We start from the raw sequence: 17,601 nt of genomic DNA, 5'->3' as shown, positions 1-17,601 counted from the left end.
AAGAAGCCCGTGCTGTTCGATTGCCGCGTGGCCAATCTGGAAAACTGCTTCCCGATGATCCCGTCGGGCAAGGCGCATAACGAAATGCTTCTGCCGCTGGAAGCCAACGACGAAGCCACGGCTGCAGCCTTCGCCGGCGGCAAGGCGCTGGTGTGATGGATTGAGAACGAGCCTCACACTCACTGTCATCGCCCGGCTTGACCGGGCGATCCAGTAAACACCAGCGTCAGTGATGGAGCTGCATGGCCGGTGTTTACTGGATCCCCGCTTTCGCGGGGATGACAGCAAGAGTGCAGGGCGCCGACAGAGATTTTCCGGCGCAAGCCGACCAAGACTTCGACAGGAAACGACAATGGAACAGCCTGCCTCCGCCTATTTCATCGAAGAACGTCACGATCCCAACGAGACGCATACGCTGTCGGTGCTGGTCGCCAACGAGCCCGGCGTGCTCGCGCGCGTCATCGGCCTGTTCTCCGGCCGCGGCTACAACATCGAGAGCCTCACGGTATCGGAGACCGAAGCGCAGAAGCATGTCTCGCGCATCACCATCGTCACCACCGGCACGCCGATGGTCATCACCCAGATCAAGCACCAGCTCGATCGCATGATCCCGGTGCATCGCGTGGTCGACATGACCTTGACCGGCCGCTCCATCGAGCGCGAGCTCGCGATGGTGAAGCTGCGTGGCATCGGCGAACATCGTGTCGAGGCTCTGCGCCTCGCCGAAGCCTTCCGCGCCCGCGTCATCGATGCGTCGATCGAAAGCTTCGTGTTCGAGATCACCGGCTCGTCGTCCAAGATCAACGCCTTCATCGAACTGATGCGCCCGCTCGGCCTGGTCGAAATCTCGCGCACCGGCGTGGCGGCGATCACCCGCGGCGCGGAGGGGATGTAACTGGACGGGAGGGGTGTTGGGATATACATTGTATATCCCAACAAGGAGCGGACTGATGAAAGTCAAAGTCGCCCAATGGGGCAACAGCCTTGGTGTCCGGCTGCCGAAAGCGGCGGCGGAAAGCGCTGGCGTGACGGCGGGAAGCGAGCTTGAACTGACCGTCGAGGGCAGCGGGTTTCGCCTGCGAACCGCCAGAAAAACCCCCAAGCAATTGCTCGACGAGATGCTGTCGGAAATCGAACGTCTTGGGCTGACGTCCGAGACTGTCGAATGGGGCCCTGACGTCGGCTCAGAAATCATCGACGATGATTATTCGCGCGGTCTGATCGTCGAGGGGGCTGACGGCACGCCCGTGCGGGTCGATGACGCTGGACCAAAGCGCAAGACTGGAAAGAGCGATGGCCGTGCAAGACGTCGGTGACATCGCCTGGGTCGAATTCCATCCGGTGCTCGGGACGGAGCAGGGCGGGCGGCGGCCGGCTCTGATCCTGACGTCGCGTCGCTATCACGAGATATGCGGCCGCGCTGTTGTCTGTCCGATTACATCGAACGCCGGCCCATGGTCGTTCAACGTGCCGCTGCCAACCGGCATCAAGACCAAAGGTGTCGTTCAGGTCGATCAGATACGCACGGTCGAACGGGCCGCTCGGGTCTTTCGCAAGATCGATACGGTGCCGGATACTTTTGTCGATGAGATACGGATGACGCTTGCCGCGCTTCTCGGCTTTGATTTCTCCGTTCTCTCTGGCGACGCCGACCGTGCCAAGCCTGCATAGCTACCATTCATGAAACCTTTCGACATCTTCCTGGCGATCGCAGTCGCCGTGATCTGGGGCGTTGGCTTTGTGCTGACCCGGATGGCGGTCGACGAGATGTCGTCGACGCTGCTCACCACGCTGCGTTTCGGCATCACGGCGCTGCCATGTCTGCTGCTGCCGCGGCCGAAACTGTCGTGGCAGATTGTCGTCGCGACGAGCTGGCTGCTGGTGGCGCAGTTTCTGGCGCAGACCTATGGCATGGCGCATGGCGTGCCAGCGGGGCTGACCTCGGTGATCGTGCAAAGCCAGGCACTGTTCACGGTGGGGGCTGCTGCGCTGTTCCTGCGCGAATTGCCGACACGGCAGCAGGTCGCAGGGATCGTCATCGCCATGGGCGGCCTGATGATGATCTGTTTCACCGTCGGTTATGACTTCAGCGTGTTTCCGTTCATGGTGCTGATGACGGCGCCGATCAGCTTTGCGTTTTCCAATCTGCTGCTGCGCCGCGCGCAGGGCGTGCCGATGCTCGACCTGTTTTCCTGGATCAGCCTCGTTGCGCTCGCGCCGCTGCTGGTGGTTCTGTTCACTGTCGATGGCGCCAGCACAACCTGGCACGCGCTGACCCATGCCTCGCTGCAGGCCATGGCCTGCGTGCTGTTCCTTGCGGTCGTCGGCACCACGCTCGGTTACTGGATCTGGGGTCGGCTGCTGCGCGACTACTCCGCCGCGCAAGTGGTGCCTTTCGCTTTGCTGGTGCCGTTCATCGGCGCTGCGGCCTCCAGCCTCACATTCGGCGAGACATTCGGGCCGCTGCGCCTGGCGGGCATGATCGTGGTGGTGCTCGGGATTGCCGTGATGCTGCTGTCCCGCCGTCCGCCCGTGTTGCGCGAGGTGGCGTGATGGAATTGTCACCGCATCTGTTCTGGGCGTTTCTGATCTTCGCGGTGGTGATGTTCTTCACCCCCGGGCCGAACAACATCATGCTGCTCGCCTCCGGACTCAATTTCGGCTTCCGCCGCACGCTGCCGCATGTGGCCGGCGTCACGTTTGGTTATGCCTTCATGATCGGCGTCACCGGGCTCGGCCTCGGCGCGGTGTTCGCGTCACTGCCGTGGCTGCAGACGGCACTGAAATATGCCGGCGCCGCCTATCTGGTCTATCTCGCTTATGCGATCGCACGCTCCGGCCCGCCGGAGCCGGGGGAGGCGGAGCGGCGGCGGCCGATGACCTTCATCGGTGCGGCGCTGTTTCAGTGGGTCAATGCCAAGGGCTGGGTGATGGCCATCAGTATCATCACGGCCTATGCGGCCATCGCCACCTATCCCGGCAACGTCGCTTTGCAGGTCGCGGTGTCGCTGTGCATTGGCGCGCTGTCGTCAGTGGCCTGGGTGCTGTGCGGCACCGCGCTGCAACCATTGGTGAAATCGCCGCGTGCGGTGCGCATTTTCAACGTCACCATGGCAATTTTATTGCTCGCTTCGCTCTATCCCGTGCTGGCTGAGATATGAGCACGAATTCGCCAGCAAAATCACCGTTGCGGGCTTGTCTCGCAGCAATCGTCGCCCTAGAAACCGGCGGCATTTCATGGTCATTGGCCAGCCGGCAGTGACCTTTCGACCGGGCGCTTGAAATAAAGTTGCCGAACAGAGGAACGACCCATGCGTGTTTATTATGATCGCGACGCCGACCTGAACCTGATCAAGGGCAAGAAGGTCGTCATCGTCGGCTACGGCAGCCAGGGCCATGCCCACGCGCTGAACCTGAAGGACAGCGGCGTCAAGGACGTCGTGATCGCGCTCCGCAAGGGCTCGGCCTCGGCCAAGAAGGCGGAAGCCGCCGGCTTCAAGGTGATGGAAGTCGCCGAGGCCGCCAAGTGGGCCGACCTGGTCATGATGCTCACCCCGGATGAATTGCAGGGCGACATCTATCGCGAGCACCTGCATGACAACATGAAGAACGGCGCAGCGCTGGTCTTCGCTCATGGCCTCAACGTGCATTTCAACCTGCTCGATCCGCGCGAAGACCTCGACGTGCTGATGATCGCGCCGAAGGGCCCCGGCCACACCGTGCGTTCGGAATATCAGCGCGGCGGCGGCGTGCCCTGCCTGATTGCGATCCACAAGGACGTCTCGGGCAACGCCCATGACCTCGGCCTGAGCTACGCCTCGGCCGTTGGTGGCGGCCGCGCCGGCATCATCGAGACCTCGTTCAAGGAAGAGTGCGAAACCGATCTGTTCGGCGAGCAGGTCGTTCTCTGCGGCGGCACCGTCGAGCTGATCCGCGCCGGCTTCGAGACGCTGGTGGAAGCCGGCTACGCGCCGGAAATGGCTTACTTCGAGTGCCTGCACGAGTTGAAGCTGATCGTCGACCTGATCTATGAAGGCGGCATTGCCAACATGAACTACTCGATCTCGAACACCGCGGAATACGGCGAATACGTCACCGGCCCGCGCATCGTCACCTCGGAAACCAAGGCCGAGATGAAGCGCGTGCTGACCGACATTCAGTCCGGCAAGTTCGCCCGCGACTGGATGCTGGAAAACAAGGTCAACCAGGCCTCGTTCAAGGCGACCCGCGCCCGCGCTGCCGCGCATCCGATCGAGGAAGTGGGTGGCAAGCTCCGCGACATGATGCCGTGGATCAAGGAAAAGGCGCTGGTCGACAAGACCAAGAACTAAGCGCTACGTTCATCGTCATTACCAACGGGACCGCGGCAACGCGGTCCCGTTTTTCGTTCGACCGCTAGCCCGATCTTCGAGGTGTCCTCATGCGCTCCGTCGTCATCACCGGCGCCTCCACCGGCATCGGACATGCCACCGCGAGAACTCTGCTGGGTCACGGCTTCCGTGTCTTCGGCAGTGTTCGCCGGCCTGACGACGCCGAGCGCCTGCAGACCGCGTTCGGCGCCAACTTCACACCGCTGATGTTCGACGTGACTGATGAGGCTGCAGTGAGGATCGCCGCGGATGAGGTGAGGACGTTGCTCAACGGTGAAACGCTCGCCGGCCTCGTCAACAATGCCGGCGTCGTGGTGCCCGGCGCCTTGCTCGATCTCGATGTCAGCGAATTCCGCACGCAGATGGAGGTCAATGTGATGGGCCCGGTGATCGTCACCAAGGCCTTCCTGCCATTGCTCGGCGCCGATCCCGCGCTGACAGGCGCGCCGGGCCGCATCGTGATGATGAGCTCCGTCTCCGGCCAGTTCGGCAATCCGCTGCTGTCGCCCTACAGCACCTCGAAATTCGCCCTGGAAGGATTGAGCGAAAGCCTGCGCCGCGAACTCATGCTGTTCGGGATCGATGTGATCACCATCGCACCGGGGCCCGTGCGCACGCCGATCTGGGACAAGGCCAAGGCGCTGGACGTCACGCGGTTTGTGAACTCGCTTTACCTGCCGGCGTTGATGACGTTGCGCGGCATGCTGGCGCAAATGTCCGAGAAAGGCCTGCCGCCGGAAGCCATTGCGGCACGGGTGCATCGCGCGCTGACCGATGCCCGTCCCCAAGCCCGTGTCGTGGCCTCGGCGGAGCCGCTCCAGACCCGGATCGCCGGGCTGCTGCCGCGGCGCTGGATGGACCGGATCATCGCGCGGCAACTCGGGCTGCACGTCAACGCGCGCGACTGAGTCACGGGCATCGGAAACCGCCGAAACCCCGTCAATGCATGTCCGACGCGTCCTTCGGCGCGGTACGAGGCATCCATATGCAGCCTATGCGGCATATGGTTCGGCTAGGAGGGGGCCAGGCGCTGCAAGGTCGCGTAGCACTCGCAGGACAGCTCCGCGACCGCGGTGGCGTCATTGATCGTCACATTGCCTCGCGAATAGCTGAGCGCACCCGAGGCTGAGAGCTTGCTTGCGACGTCGGACACGGACGTCCGTCGTGCGCCAAGCAGTTCGGCGACGGCCTCTTGCGTGAACTTCATGTCATTGGGGGCGACGCGGTCGGACGTGAAGAGCAGCCACCGGCAGAACCGTTGCTCGACGGTGTGATATGTGTTGCATGCCGCGATTGTTCGCGCCTGGATCAGCAGCATTTCATTGAACTTGATGCAGGAGTCCAGGATCGCGCGATGCGACGCGGTGAGTTTGCGGAATGCTGCCGCCGAGATCCGCAAGGCGATCAGCTGGTTCTGGACAGCCACCCTGACATGCGACGCATAGATGCCGAAAGCGGCCATCGCCGAGACGACCCCCCTCGCGTCCGACGGTCGCGGTCTCGACGGCTTTTCCGTGCTCGAGGATCACGAGAAGCGAGATCGCGCCGGACAGCGGAAAATAGACCTGTTCGGTCTCGTCCCCGGCTTCGCACAGGACGGTGCCCGCACGGAGTTCGACGATCTGCCCGGACTTCGCCAGCGCATCGCAATCGGCGCGCAACAACGCCGCAATCAAGCGGTTCTCTCGGAGGGCTTCTGACACTGCATAAATCCGCCCGATCGGTTTGGGCTGTTATGCGGTGTATGTCAGACGTCCGAGTTCGTCTCCGCTGTGTGCATCAAAGCATTTTTCGCGACGCAACTCTGCCTGATCGGCATCATATGATGTCTGCAGTCATCCTTTGAAATAAGCATTTTCCATTTTTTATATGCCAGATATCGCTCTTATGCGGGCTTCGGCAGCGGCAACGTGTTTCCCGTAGAGGAATCATCCTGCGGGCTGGGCGCCGCAATTGACCGGTGTCTCTTTGGCGCGCCGTGCATGGGTGAAAGGCCACGGATGTGTTCGTGCCTTCGACGCCTTGTCCAACTGCCCCGCAAACATCCGATCGCGGTCTTTCAGGTGGACATGTTTCCATATGCCCGGTCACGGGCAGACAGATATGCGGTCCATCCGCATCATCAATCAACCCGGCCTAGTAAGCCCGCATCAGTGTCTATCCTCATAAATATGGGGCGTTGAAATGTCCTTGAATCTCGTCCGGTGCCCGTCATGTGGCGGGCGTCGCCAACTGGTCTCCATCGAAGTTCAGCAGCGAACCGACATACGGCGCTTCCGTTGCACGGCCTGCGCCACCGAAAGCGAATACCAGATCAAGGCCGGCAAGGCCGAGATCGTGCGTGATCCGCAACCCAAGTAATCCTCGAGCCTTGTCCGTAAGCGGCGCCAGATCCGGGAGCGATGCCTGATTGGTCGCCAAACCGCGCCCACTCGCCGCAGTTCGCCTCCCTTGATCTGGTAGGGCCAGATTGGTAGGTTCATTGGTATGACCACGACCCTGACATCTGAAACCTCCGATACCGTCCGCAAAACCCTCGAATATGTGCGGCATCACCGGCTCGCCAAAGGCGACCGCTTGCCGTCCGAGCGCAATCTGTCGGACCGCTTCGGCGTCACCCGCAGCTCCGTCCGCGAGGCGCTGGCGGTGCTGGATTCCATGCGCATCACCGAGCGCAAGGCGAAGTCCGGCATCTTCCTGCGCACCACGCCGGACGATGGCGGGCTGGACGCGCTGGTGCTGCAGGCCGATCTCGGCATGGCCTTCGATGCACAGCTCACCCGCGATGCCATCGAGGCGCGCATCATCTGCGAGGAGCAGGCGTTTCGGTTGGCCTGCCAGCGCCGCACCGAGGCCGACCTCGCCAAGCTGAGCAGCCTGCTCGACACCTATGCCGTGCTCGCCGCCAATGGCCGCAACATGGCCGACGAGGATGTCGAGTTTCATCTCGCCGTCGCCGCCGCGAGCCAGAACCGCATTCTGGTGCGCACCATCACGCCGTTGATGCTGATGAGCACGCGCGGACGTCGCCGGTACTTCGCGTCGGCCGAGCTGCGCCAGCGCTCGCTCGACGATCACCGCGCTTTCTTCGCCGCCATCGAGGCGCGCGACGAGGCCAGGGTCATCAAGCTCGTGCACCACCATGTGCACACCGCCGCTGCAGATATTCAGGCGCTGAACGAAGCCGCCGCGGAAGCGCAGGACGCGGGGATACCAGGCACACAGACCTAACGGGCCGCCACAATCCCGATCAACGGGAAGGCCCGGACTTCACGCGGCAAGGTCCGCACCCCAGGAAACGCAAAAGAAGGATATAACATGCGTATCTCCACGACCTCCATTGCCATGCTTGCAGCCGCGAGCATGATGGCGGCCAGCCCGGCGCTGGCGCAGAAGAAATACGGCCCGGGCGCCAGCGATACCGAGATCAAGATCGGCAACACCGTGCCCTATAGCGGTCCGGCTTCGGCCTATGGCATTCTCGGCAAGTCCTATGCCGCCTATTTCAAGCTGATCAACGATCAGGGCGGCATCAATGGCCGCAAGATCAACTTCATCAGCTATGACGATGGCTATTCGCCGCCGAAGACCGTCGAGCAGACGCGCAAACTCGTCGAGAGCGACGAGGTGATGGCGATCGTCGGCAATGTCGGCACGGCTGCCAATGCGGCAATTCAAAAGTATCTCAACGCCAAGAAGACGCCGCAGCTCTTCCTTGCCACGGGCGCCACGCGCTGGAACGATCCGAAGCAGTTTCCATATACGATGGGCTGGCTGCCGAGCTATCACGCCGAAGCGCTGGCCTATGCGAAATACATCCTGAAGGAAAAGCCGAATGCCAAGATCGGCGTGTTCTTCCAGAACGACGATTTCGGCAAGGACTATGTGAAGGGCCTGAAGGAAGGTCTGGGCGACAAGGCGTCGTCGATGATCGTGATGGAGACGAGCTACGAAGTCTCCGAGCCCACGGTCGATAGCCACATCGTCAAGCTGAAGGCGGCCGGCGTCGATACGATCTTCTCTTTCGCCACCGGCAAGTTTGCGGCGCAGTCGATCAAGAAGGTCGCCGAGCTCGGCTGGAAGCCGCTGCATATCGTGCCGAATGCATCGTCGTCGCTCGGCAGCGTGATCCGACCTGCCGGCTTCGAGAACGCGCAGGACGTGGTGTCCGCCACCTTCGCCAAGGATCCCACCGATCCGCAGTGGAAGGACGATGAAGGCATGAAGAAATTCTATGCCTATGTCGAGAAGTACATCCCGGAAGGCAAGGCGATGGAGAGCACCGTGCTGTCCGGCTACAGCATCGCTCAGACCATGGTGGCCGCGCTGCAGCAATGCGGCGACGATCTCACCCATGAGAACCTGATGAAGCAGGCGGCCAATCTCAAGGGCCTGCAGCTCGACGGCCTGCTGCCGGGCGTCACCGTCAACACCTCGGCGACCGATTTCTCGCCCATCGACCAGTTCCAGATGATGAGCTTCAAGGGCGAGCGCTGGCAGCGTTTTGGCGAGATCATCAAGGGCGAGCCGCCCGCCGCCGCGGGGCGTTAACACCCAAAACTCCGACCCGTAGGATGGGTTGAGCGAAGCGATACCCATCACCCCTTGCGCCGGTGGTGATGGGTATTGCTCCGGCGCGTCGCGTCTGCGCTCAACCCATCCTACACCTTATCCCGCCGAACGCGCCGCCTGCGTCGAAAGGTTCATTGCCCGTTCATGACAGTGCGATTACGCTTTTGTGACATGCCGCAAGTCCGGTTGCGTTATGAGCCCATCGGCCGTGGCCGGGCAGGGCAGCTTCCTTGCCGGGTGTTCGCAGGCAAGCCATGCTGCCGTCGTCGATCCCCATTTTGCCGGCGCGAGCCGGGCGCGGCCTCAAAGCGGGGCTCGTGGCCTGCTGGGCCGTGGCACGACAGGCGCCGCTGCGCACCGGGCTGATCGCCGCGGTCCATGTCCTCGCCGTCTATGTGCTGGCCTCCGTCGAATACGGCCCGTTCGCCATGGTGCTGGCGCTGCTGGCCTGGGCGCTGCTGAATTTCCTGTTCCTGGCCGTCTTCAAGCGCCCCGGCATCAGCGCCGTGCTGGCGCTGCTGCTGGTCACGGCGCTGATCGTGCTGTCGCAGTTCAAATACGGCATCACCCAGCTGACGCTGACCTTCCTCGATTTCCTGATCATCGACCGCGATACCGTCTCCTTCATGCAGTCGATCTTCCCGCAATTGCGGGGCTGGTTGCTGATGGCTGCGGCCGTCGTGCTGCCGATCCTGTGGGTGATCTGGCGCGCGGATCCGTTTTCCCTGCGTCGCCGCACCGCGCTCGGCTGTGCCGGCGCCTGCGTGCTCGGCATCATCGTCATGTCCGCCGCCAATCCCGAAAAACCGTGGGAGCCGTTCCAGGGCGTCAATCACATCTCCAATCTCGCGCGCTCCGGCGTGGTCGCGGTCTCCCATCTGACGGCCACCGGCTGGATCGAGGCCGACGCCAAGAGCCTCGTCGGCTCCGCGCAGGCTGCGCCGATGACCGAATGCGAGCCGGGCGTGAAGCGGCCGAATATCGTCATGGTACTGGACGAGTCCTCGTTCGACATCTCGGCGGCGCCGGGCATCAAGGTGCCCGCCGGCTATCACGATTTCTTCGCCTCCGCCGATGGCCAGAGCCGCAAGCTGATCACCGAATCCTCGGGCGGGCCGACGTGGTACACCGAGTTCAACATTTTTACCGGCCTGTCCGCGCGCTCGTTTGGCGCGATGAAATTTTACGTCACTCGCATCGCCGCCGGAAAGATCTCGCGCGGCCTGCCGCAGGCGCTGCAGCGTTGCGGCTATCGCACTTTCTCGCTCTATCCGACCTTCGGCAATTTTCTCAGCGCCCGCAGCTTCCAGAAGGGCGCCGGCATCGATGGCTTCATCGACATGGCCGACATGGGCGTCACCGAGGACATGCAGCCCGACAAGTTCTATTTCGATCAGGCCAGGGACCTGATCGCGCGCGAGAGCGGGCCGGATCAACCGATCTTCGTGCTGGTCTATCTCACCGCCAATCATTTCCCGTGGACCACCACCTATCGCGACGACCTGACACCGGCGGGCTGGCAGCCGCCCGGCAATACGCCGGAGGTCGATGAATATATCCGCCGGCAGGCGATGACAGCGTCGGACTACAACGCCTTCGTCGCGCAACTGCGGAAGGAACATCCGACCGAGCCATTCCTGCTGGTGCGCTTCGGCGATCACCAGCCGGCGATCGCGCAAAAACTGCTGGAGCCGGACATCAAGCAGGCCAAGCGCGCCGACCGGATCATGACGCACGATCCGCGCTACTACACGACCTATTACGCCATCGATGCGCTGAACTACCGGCCGGAGCTGTCGTCGGCACTGCCGACGCTGGACGCCGCCTATCTGCCGCTGATGGTGCAGGAGGCGGCCCGCGTGCCGCTCGATCCGTCCTTCATCGAGCAGAATAAGATCATGCAGCGCTGCAAGGGCGTGTTCTATGGCTGCAAGGGCGGCGACGAAGCGAGCCGGTTCAACCGGATTCTGATCGATGCGGGGATGATCAAGAATTTGTAGAGGTTGACTGCCGTGGTTGTCATCCCCGCGAAAGCGGGGATCCAGTAAACAGCGTCGTTGCGCTTCTATCCCTACTATCTGTGTCTACTGGGTCACCCGGTCAAGCCGGGTGACGACAGACATTGCGTCACTTCCCGATCCGCTCCCACATCCACCTTGCCACACCGTCCGGCGAACTCGTCGCATCATTCCCGGCCGCGTGCGGGAGTGATCAAGAAACCGCATCTCCCACCCTCATCCTGAGGAGCGCGCAACGCGCGCGTCTCGAAGGATGGCCGCGCATTCCGGAGCCAGGCCAGCTCATGGTTCGCGACGGCGCTGCGCGCCTCCTCACCATGAGGGGGCAGAGCTACTTTCCGATCTTCTCCCACATCCACCGCGCCACGCTCTCCGGTGAACTCGTCGCATCATTCCCCGCCGCGCGCAGGAGTGATCAAGAGACCGTATCTCCCACCCTCATCCTGAGGAGCGCGCAACGCGCGCGTCTCGAAGGATGGCCGCATGCTCCGGGCCCCGCCAGCTCATGGTTCGCGACGGCGCTGCGCGCCTCCTCACCATGAGGGGGCAGAGCTACTTTCCGATCTTCTCCCAAATCCACCGTGCCACACTCTTCGGCGAACTTGTCGCATCATTCCCCGCCGCGTGCGGGAGTGATCAAGAGACCGCATCTCCCACCCTCATCCTGAGGAGCGCGCAACGCGCGCGTCTCGAAGGATGGCCGCGCATTCCGGAGCCAGGCCAGCTCATGGTTCGCGACGGGGCTGCGCGCCTCCTCACCATGAGGGGGCAGAGCTACTTCCCGATCTTCTCCCACATCCACCGCGCCACGCTCTCCGGCGAACTTGTCGCATCATTCGCCGCCGCGCGCAGATTGGCGGCGCGCATCAGCGGCAGGTCGATCTTCCCCAGCAACGGCTGCAGTGCCGCGCGCAGAGTCTCATCGCCCGCGCGCTTCGGCGCCAGCAACATGATCGCATCATAGGGCGGGATCGCGTGCCGCGGATCATCCAGCACCACCAGATCATATTTCGCGATCAGCCCATCGCTCGTATAGCCCGCGATCACATCGACCTCGCCGGACGCCACTGCCGCATACATGAAATCCGGCTGCATCACGCGCTGTGCCTTGAAGGAGAGGCCATAGGCCTTCTGCAGCCCCGCCCATTCCGGCCGTGAGAAGAATTCGTAATCGCCGGCAATCGTCATATTGCCTGCGCGGGCAGCGAGATCGGCCGCGGTCCTGATCCCGAGTGCCTCCGCCTTCGCCCGCGGCATCACCAGTGCATAGGCATTGGCGAAGCCGAGTTCGCCCAGCAGCGTGATATTCGCTTTCGCCAGCGTCGTCTTCAGCTCGGCAAGCAATTGCTCGCGCGGCAAGATCTCGCTGCGGTGGAACTGGTTGGCCCACAGCGTGCCGGAATAATCGATGTAGACATCGATATCGCCCGAGGCGAGCGCATCATAGATGACGCTGGAGCCGAGCCCTTGCCGCGTCGTGCTCGCCAGCCCGGCTGCCTGCAGGCGCTGCGACATCAGCGCCGCCAGCACATATTGCTCGGTGAAGGTTTTTGCACCGACGACGACGCGTGTGCCAGAGCGCGCAAAGGAGGGCGCCAGCGTTGCGATCACCAGGATGGCGATGCCGAGCGCACCGGTCAGCATGCGCAGCCGGCTGCGCAGGCGGATGCCGCTTTCGATCAGGGACAGCAACTGATCGACCGCGAGCGCCAGCACGGCCGCGGCCACGCAACCGAAGATCACCAGCACCCAGTTCTGCGTCTGCAATCCCGCAAAAATGTAATTGCCGAGCGAGGTCTGCCCGATCGGCGTCGACAGCGTCGCCGTGCCGATCACCCATACCGCCGAGGTGCGGATGCCCGCCATGATCACCGGCAGCGCCAGCGGCAGCTCGACCATGGTCAGTGTCTGTCGCGGCGTCATGCCGACGCCTTCGGCGGCCTCCGTCAGCGCGGGATCGACGCCGTTCAATCCGGTGATGGTGTTGCGCAGCACCGGCAGCATCGAATACAGCGCCAGCGCCAGCACCGCGGGCAGGAATCCGAAGGCCGAGAAGCTGACGCCGAACCAGCTCAGCGACAGCGCCGCCAGCGCCAGCAGCAGCGGATAGAACAGCGCCAGCAGGGCCAGGCCCGGCACGGTCTGCACGATGCTGGCGACGCCGAGCAAAGCGCTGCGCAGAAACGGCCGATGCCGCGCAAGGATCGCGAGCGGCAGGCTGACGATCAGTCCGAGCGCGAGTGCCGCGATGCTGACGCGGACATGGCTGCCGAGATAATCGGGCAGGTGGCCGAGCGCCTCGCTCCAGCGGGGATCGCTGAGCATGCTCATGCGCCATCCCTCGCGATCAGATGCTTGAGCCGTTCTGCCTGACGACGCGGGGTGCCGAGCAGTTCGTTGACATAGGCATCCGTGCTTGCCGACAGCTCGGCCGGGGTGCCTTCGGCGATGAGGCGGCCGGATTTCATCACCGCGATGCGATCGGCGAGCAGGATGGCCTCGGTCATGTCATGGGTGATCATGATCGTGGTGAGCTTCAGCTTGCGATGCAGTGCCTGATATTCGTCGCCCAGCGCATCGCGCGTCAGCGGATCGAGCGCGCCAAAGGGCTCGTCCATCAGCACGATCGCGGGCCTTGCCGCCAGGGCGCGAGCGACGCCGACGCGCTGGCGCTGGCCGCCGGAGAGTTCGTGCGGATAGCGGTCGCGATGCGCCTTGCGATCGAGCCGGACCAGATCGAGCAGCTCATCGACACGCGCTGCAATCTCGCTGGCCGGCGTGCCGATCAGCTTCGGCGTGATGCCGATATTATCGGCGATGGTCATGTGCGGGAACAGGCCGCCATTCTGCACGACATAGCCGATGCTCCGGCGCAGCGCGATCGGATCGACATGGGAGATATTCTTGGCGGAAACGAGGACGTCGCCGCCATCCGGCACGATCAGGCGATTGGCGAGGCGGAGCAGGGTGGTCTTGCCGGAGCCGGAGCCGCCCACGATTGCGAGAAATTCGCCGGCGGGGATGTCGAGGGAGACGCCGTCGATGGCCGTGACGCGGCCGTGATCGAAGCGTTTGGTGACATGGGTAAAGCGGATGAGGGGAGAGATCATGCTCCGTTGTCGTCCTCGCGAAGGCGGGGATCCATAGCCTCCGACGTCAAGAGTGAAGCTCGATCGTTCCCACAGCTCAAATCACGTCTCCAGAGGCTATGGATCCCCGCTTTCGCGGGGATGACATGTGAGTGTCACGCTACCACGCTGCCTCACACCCTCGCCAGCCGTTGAATTCCTCCCACCACAACGCTAAGCCAGTCACGCAATAACAAGTTCCGGGGAAATGCGCGTGCAGGCAATGGAAGCCGCGGCATCGATGGCGGTGGCGCTCGATGGTGCGACGGTGGCATTCGATGTCGCTGGCGGCAAAGTCTATACGGCAGTAGAGCAGGCGACGTTGCGCGTGGCGGATGGCGAATTCGTCGCCATTGTCGGCCCCACCGGTTGCGGCAAATCCACCTTGCTGAATGTCGCCGCCGGGCTGCTGCAGCCAGCCTCGGGCAGCGTGACTATCTTCGATCAGCCACTCCGCGGCCTGAACAGGCAGGCCGGCTATCTCTTCCAGGCCGATGCCGTGTTCCCGTGGAAGACCGCGCGGGACAATGTCGCCATCGGCCTCGAAGTCGCCGGTACTCCGCGCGAAGAAGCCGCCGAGCGCGCGCAAGGCTGGCTCAACGCCGTCGGCCTCGGCGCTTTCGCGAGCCGCTATCCGCATATGCTGTCCGGCGGCCAGCGCAAGCGTGTGGCCCTGGCACAGGTGCTGATCCGCAACCCAAAGATCCTGCTGATGGACGAGCCGTTCGGCCCGCTCGATGCGCAGACACGACAGGTGATGGGCAATCTGCTGCTCGATCTGTGGACGCGGGACCGCAAGGCGGTGCTGTTTGTCACCCACGATCTCGAGGAAGCCATCGCGCTTGCCGATCGCGTGGTCATCATGTCGGCAGGTCCCAGCGCGCGCATCATTGGCGACTGGCGCGTATCCCTGCCGCGGCCCCGCGACATCTTTGAAGTCCGCCTCGACAAGGAGTTTCACGCTTTGCATCGCGAGATCTGGAGCGTGCTGAAGGCCGAGGTGATGAAGACCTATGCGCAGGCTTCGGGAGGCGCAGCATGAACCGGGCCGTCCTCCTTGCCTGTCAGATACTTGTCGCCGTCGTCACCATCGCGCTGTGGCATGTGCTCACCAGCGTGCCGATCCTCGGCCGCATCCTGCTGCCGCCCTTCTTCTTCTCCACGCCGGTGGATGTGTTCAGCCAGGTCGTCTCCTGGTTCGCCTCGGGCATGATCTGGAAACATCTCGGCATCACGCTGCTGGAGTCGCTGCTCGCTTTCGTGATCGGTTCGACCCTCGGCGTCGTGATCGGCTTCTGGTTCGCGCGCCAGCCGCTGCTGGCGGCGATCTTCGATCCCTATGTGAAGATGGCCAATGCATTGCCGCGCGTGGTGCTGGCGCCGATCTTCGCGCTGTGGCTCGGGCTCGGCATCTGGTCGAAAGTGGCGCTCGGCGTCACGCTGGTGTTCTTCATCGTCTTTTTCAATGTCTATCAGGGCGTCAAGGAAGTCTCGCCGACGGTGCTGGCCAATGGCCGCATGCTCGGCATGAGCGAACGGCAATTGATGCGCCATGTATTCTGGCCGTCGGCGCTGTCCTGGATGTTCTCGTCGCTGCACACCTCGGTGGGCTTTGCGGTGGTGGGTGCCGTGGTCGGTGAATATCTCGGCTCGGCCGCTGGGCTCGGCTATGTGATCCAGCAGGCCGAGGGTACGTTCGACGTGGCCGGCGTGTTCGCAGGCATGTTCGTGCTGGCGGTGTTCGTCATCGCCATCGATATGCTGGTGACGGTGGTGGAAAAGCGGCTGCTGGTATGGAAGCCGGATGCAAGCGCGGCCCGAAACTAGGTCGTCATGTCCGGGGCACGCAAAGTCGCGCCCCGGAACGCCCCGCCTGCTTACGGCAACTGCTTGGTATCGTCCGGCGCCTGCGGCGGCGTCTTGATGGCGATCGCGCGGAACGGCTTGCCGTCGGGCTTGGTGCCGCCATGCGGCGTGCCCTTCGGGATCACGATCATGTCGCCCGCCTTCACCTTCACTTCCTTGTCGCCGAGCCAGACCGTGCCGGTGCCTTCCAGGATGTACTGGATCTCATTGGTGTTGGGATGCAGATGCTTCGGCACATTGCCGTCCTGAACCGAGATGGTCACGCCATCGGCGGCGACGAACATTTTCGAGCGGAAGCCGGTGGGCGAGGCGGGGCCAAGCGCGTCGCCGGTCAGCTCTGGTACGCTGATGACCTGTGCGGTGATGTTCTCTGCGGCAAAGGCTTTTGGCACGACATGGCTGGCGATGCCGCCGGCCACGAACGTGGAGGCGAGCAGGAGGGCGGTTGTGATGCGAGACATGGATGTTTCCCCGAAATGAATCTTGTTAGTGCGTTGGATGCTAGGCGTGTCCGATAGTGTTGACCAGCGCCGCTTTCCAACCGGCCGGGCCTCATCTATCCTCCGCCGCAATGCAGCGGAGGAAACAATGACAACAAACATCAAAACCGGATCGCGCCGTTTATTCCTTGGCCATTTTCTCGTGGCCGGTCTTTTATCGCTGTTCGCCATCGCTCCCGCTGCAGCGCAAAGCAAGGTCACCATCGCCATCGGTGGCGGCGCCTGCCTCTGCTATCTGCCCACCGTCCTCGCCAAGCAGCTCGGCGAATATGAGAAGGCCGGGCTCGCTGTCGAACTGGTCGATCTGAAAGGCGGGTCCGATGCGCTAAAAGCCGTGCTCGGCGGCAGCGCCGATGTGGTGTCCGGTTATTTCGATCACTGCGTCAATCTCGCCGCCAAGAAGCAGGAGCTGCAAAGCTTCGTGGTCTATGACCGCTATCCCGGCCTGGTGCTGGTGGTGTCGCCGAAACAGACGGGCCAGATCAATTCCATCAAGGATCTCGCCGGCAAGAAGGTCGGCGTCAGCGCGCCCGGCTCATCGACGGACTTCTTCCTCAAATATCAGCTGAAGAAGAATGGTCTTGATCCCACAGGCACCGCGGTGATCGGCATCGGCCTCGGCGCCACCGCGGTCGCAGCCATGCAGCAGGGCCAGATCGATGCCGCCGTGATGCTCGATCCTGCCGTCACCGTGCTGCAGGGCAGTCACAAAGACCTCAAGATACTCAGCGATACCCGCACCCAGAAGGACACGCTGGATGTGTTCGGCGGCGAATATCCCGGCGGCGCGCTTTACACCACCACCGCATGGATCAAGGGCCACGACAAGGAAGTGCAGGCGCTGACCACGGCGATGATGAACACGCTGAAATGGATTCACACCCATTCGCCGGAAGAGATCATGGCGAAGATGCCGGAGAATATGGTCGGCAAGGACAAGGAGCTCTATCTCGCGGCACTCAAGAACACGATCCCGATGTATTCCGAAACCGGCCTGATGGACCCCAAGGGCGCGGCTGCCGTGCTTGCGGTGTTCAGCGAAAGCTCGCCCGAAGTTGCAAAAGCCAATATCGATGTCAGCAAGACCTATACGAACAGATATGTTGAGCAATTCAACAAGACCACGGGGACGAATGCGAAATAGGAA

General features: G+C 62.9%; 18 protein-coding genes and 1 pseudogene. 13 read left to right on the top strand and 6 right to left on the bottom strand.

From position 1 onward, the window contains the following. Window positions 1-352 precede the first annotated feature (352 nt). The 7 genes from ilvN to ACIQ2A_RS10245 all read left to right on the top strand — a co-directional run bounded on the left by ilvN (window position 353) and on the right by ACIQ2A_RS10245 (window position 5,278). Window positions 353-895, top strand: a complete 543-nt coding sequence (ilvN, locus tag ACIQ2A_RS10275; protein ID WP_398478567.1) for an acetolactate synthase small subunit — start codon at window positions 353-355, stop codon at window positions 893-895. Window positions 896-950: 55 nt separating this feature from the next. Further along, window positions 951-1,316 (top strand): AbrB/MazE/SpoVT family DNA-binding domain-containing protein, encoded by a 366-nt coding sequence (locus tag ACIQ2A_RS10270; protein WP_398478564.1) that lies wholly within the window; start codon window positions 951-953, stop codon window positions 1,314-1,316. Further along, entirely contained in the window at window positions 1,258-1,671 is a 414-nt protein-coding gene (locus tag ACIQ2A_RS10265; RefSeq protein ID WP_398478562.1) for a type II toxin-antitoxin system PemK/MazF family toxin, read from the top strand. The genes ACIQ2A_RS10270 and ACIQ2A_RS10265 overlap by 59 nt, the downstream gene beginning before the upstream one ends. A gap of 9 nt (window positions 1,672-1,680) precedes the next feature. Then, window positions 1,681-2,553, top strand: coding sequence for an EamA family transporter (locus ACIQ2A_RS10260; protein ID WP_398478560.1), 873 nt, complete (start codon window positions 1,681-1,683; stop codon window positions 2,551-2,553). Further along, a complete protein-coding gene (locus tag ACIQ2A_RS10255; protein WP_398478558.1) occupies window positions 2,553-3,161 on the top strand; it encodes a LysE family translocator in 609 nt (202 codons plus the stop codon). Before ACIQ2A_RS10260 ends, ACIQ2A_RS10255 begins: the two co-directional genes overlap by 1 nt. A 150-nt stretch (window positions 3,162-3,311) precedes the next feature. Further along, a complete protein-coding gene (gene ilvC, locus ACIQ2A_RS10250; protein WP_398478556.1) occupies window positions 3,312-4,331 on the top strand; it encodes a ketol-acid reductoisomerase in 1,020 nt (339 codons plus the stop codon). An 89-nt stretch (window positions 4,332-4,420) separates the two neighbouring features. Then, a complete protein-coding gene (locus ACIQ2A_RS10245; RefSeq protein ID WP_398478554.1) occupies window positions 4,421-5,278 on the top strand; it encodes an SDR family oxidoreductase in 858 nt (285 codons plus the stop codon). A gap of 104 nt (window positions 5,279-5,382) precedes the next feature. On the opposite strand, the gene ACIQ2A_RS10240 is transcribed toward ACIQ2A_RS10245, so the two are convergent. The 3 genes and pseudogenes from ACIQ2A_RS10240 to ACIQ2A_RS10230 all read right to left on the bottom strand — a co-directional run bounded on the left by ACIQ2A_RS10240 (window position 5,383) and on the right by ACIQ2A_RS10230 (window position 6,722). Further along, window positions 5,383-5,832 (bottom strand): Crp/Fnr family transcriptional regulator, encoded by a 450-nt coding sequence (locus ACIQ2A_RS10240; RefSeq protein ID WP_398478551.1) that lies wholly within the window; start codon window positions 5,830-5,832, stop codon window positions 5,383-5,385. Between the two features lie 79 nt (window positions 5,833-5,911). Continuing rightward, window positions 5,912-6,073, bottom strand: a pseudogene (locus ACIQ2A_RS10235) (hypothetical protein); the annotation flags it as partial. Window positions 6,074-6,581: 508 nt separating this feature from the next. Continuing rightward, a complete protein-coding gene (locus tag ACIQ2A_RS10230; protein WP_398478549.1) occupies window positions 6,582-6,722 on the bottom strand; it encodes a hypothetical protein in 141 nt (46 codons plus the stop codon). A 135-nt stretch (window positions 6,723-6,857) separates the two neighbouring features. Between ACIQ2A_RS10230 and ACIQ2A_RS10225 the strand changes: the two genes are divergently transcribed. The 3 genes from ACIQ2A_RS10225 to ACIQ2A_RS10215 all read left to right on the top strand — a co-directional run bounded on the left by ACIQ2A_RS10225 (window position 6,858) and on the right by ACIQ2A_RS10215 (window position 10,942). Continuing rightward, on the top strand, window positions 6,858-7,601 hold the full coding sequence (locus tag ACIQ2A_RS10225; RefSeq protein ID WP_398478547.1) for a FadR/GntR family transcriptional regulator: 744 nt from the start codon (window positions 6,858-6,860) through the stop codon (window positions 7,599-7,601). Window positions 7,602-7,688: 87 nt separating this feature from the next. Continuing rightward, window positions 7,689-8,921, top strand: coding sequence for an ABC transporter substrate-binding protein (locus tag ACIQ2A_RS10220; protein WP_398478545.1), 1,233 nt, complete (start codon window positions 7,689-7,691; stop codon window positions 8,919-8,921). Window positions 8,922-9,196: 275 nt separating this feature from the next. Further along, window positions 9,197-10,942 (top strand): sulfatase-like hydrolase/transferase, encoded by a 1,746-nt coding sequence (locus tag ACIQ2A_RS10215; protein ID WP_398478543.1) that lies wholly within the window; start codon window positions 9,197-9,199, stop codon window positions 10,940-10,942. Between the two features lie 792 nt (window positions 10,943-11,734). On the opposite strand, the gene ACIQ2A_RS10210 is transcribed toward ACIQ2A_RS10215, so the two are convergent. Beyond that, window positions 11,735-13,291, bottom strand: coding sequence for an ABC transporter permease/substrate-binding protein (locus ACIQ2A_RS10210; RefSeq protein WP_398478541.1), 1,557 nt, complete (start codon window positions 13,289-13,291; stop codon window positions 11,735-11,737). Beyond that, the gene (locus ACIQ2A_RS10205) at window positions 13,288-14,070 is read right to left on the bottom strand and encodes an ATP-binding cassette domain-containing protein (RefSeq protein ID WP_398478539.1); all 783 of its coding nucleotides are present in this window, start codon (window positions 14,068-14,070) and stop codon (window positions 13,288-13,290) included. Before ACIQ2A_RS10205 ends, ACIQ2A_RS10210 begins: the two co-directional genes overlap by 4 nt. Before the next feature lie 241 nt (window positions 14,071-14,311). Between ACIQ2A_RS10205 and ACIQ2A_RS10200 the strand changes: the two genes are divergently transcribed. After that, window positions 14,312-15,130, top strand: a complete 819-nt coding sequence (locus ACIQ2A_RS10200) for an ABC transporter ATP-binding protein (RefSeq protein WP_398478569.1) — start codon at window positions 14,312-14,314, stop codon at window positions 15,128-15,130. Beyond that, window positions 15,127-15,915 carry an ABC transporter permease gene (locus tag ACIQ2A_RS10195; protein WP_398478536.1) on the top strand — a complete coding sequence of 263 codons (789 nt, stop codon included), beginning with the start codon at window positions 15,127-15,129 and terminating at the stop codon, window positions 15,913-15,915. Before ACIQ2A_RS10200 ends, ACIQ2A_RS10195 begins: the two co-directional genes overlap by 4 nt. Before the next feature lie 50 nt (window positions 15,916-15,965). Here ACIQ2A_RS10195 and ACIQ2A_RS10190 read toward each other — a convergent pair whose 3' ends face one another. Further along, on the bottom strand, window positions 15,966-16,415 hold the full coding sequence (locus ACIQ2A_RS10190; protein WP_398478534.1) for a cupin domain-containing protein: 450 nt from the start codon (window positions 16,413-16,415) through the stop codon (window positions 15,966-15,968). A gap of 127 nt (window positions 16,416-16,542) precedes the next feature. On the opposite strand from ACIQ2A_RS10190, the gene ACIQ2A_RS10185 reads away from it, so the two are divergent. Next, a complete protein-coding gene (locus ACIQ2A_RS10185; protein ID WP_398478532.1) occupies window positions 16,543-17,598 on the top strand; it encodes an ABC transporter substrate-binding protein in 1,056 nt (351 codons plus the stop codon). Window positions 17,599-17,601 lie beyond the last annotated feature (3 nt).

This window comes from Tardiphaga sp., from assembly GCF_044336785.1.
GTDB lineage: Bacteria > Pseudomonadota > Alphaproteobacteria > Rhizobiales > Xanthobacteraceae > Tardiphaga.
The sequence above is the reverse complement of the archived record's forward strand: the minus strand, read 5'-3'. Positions and strand labels throughout refer to the sequence as shown.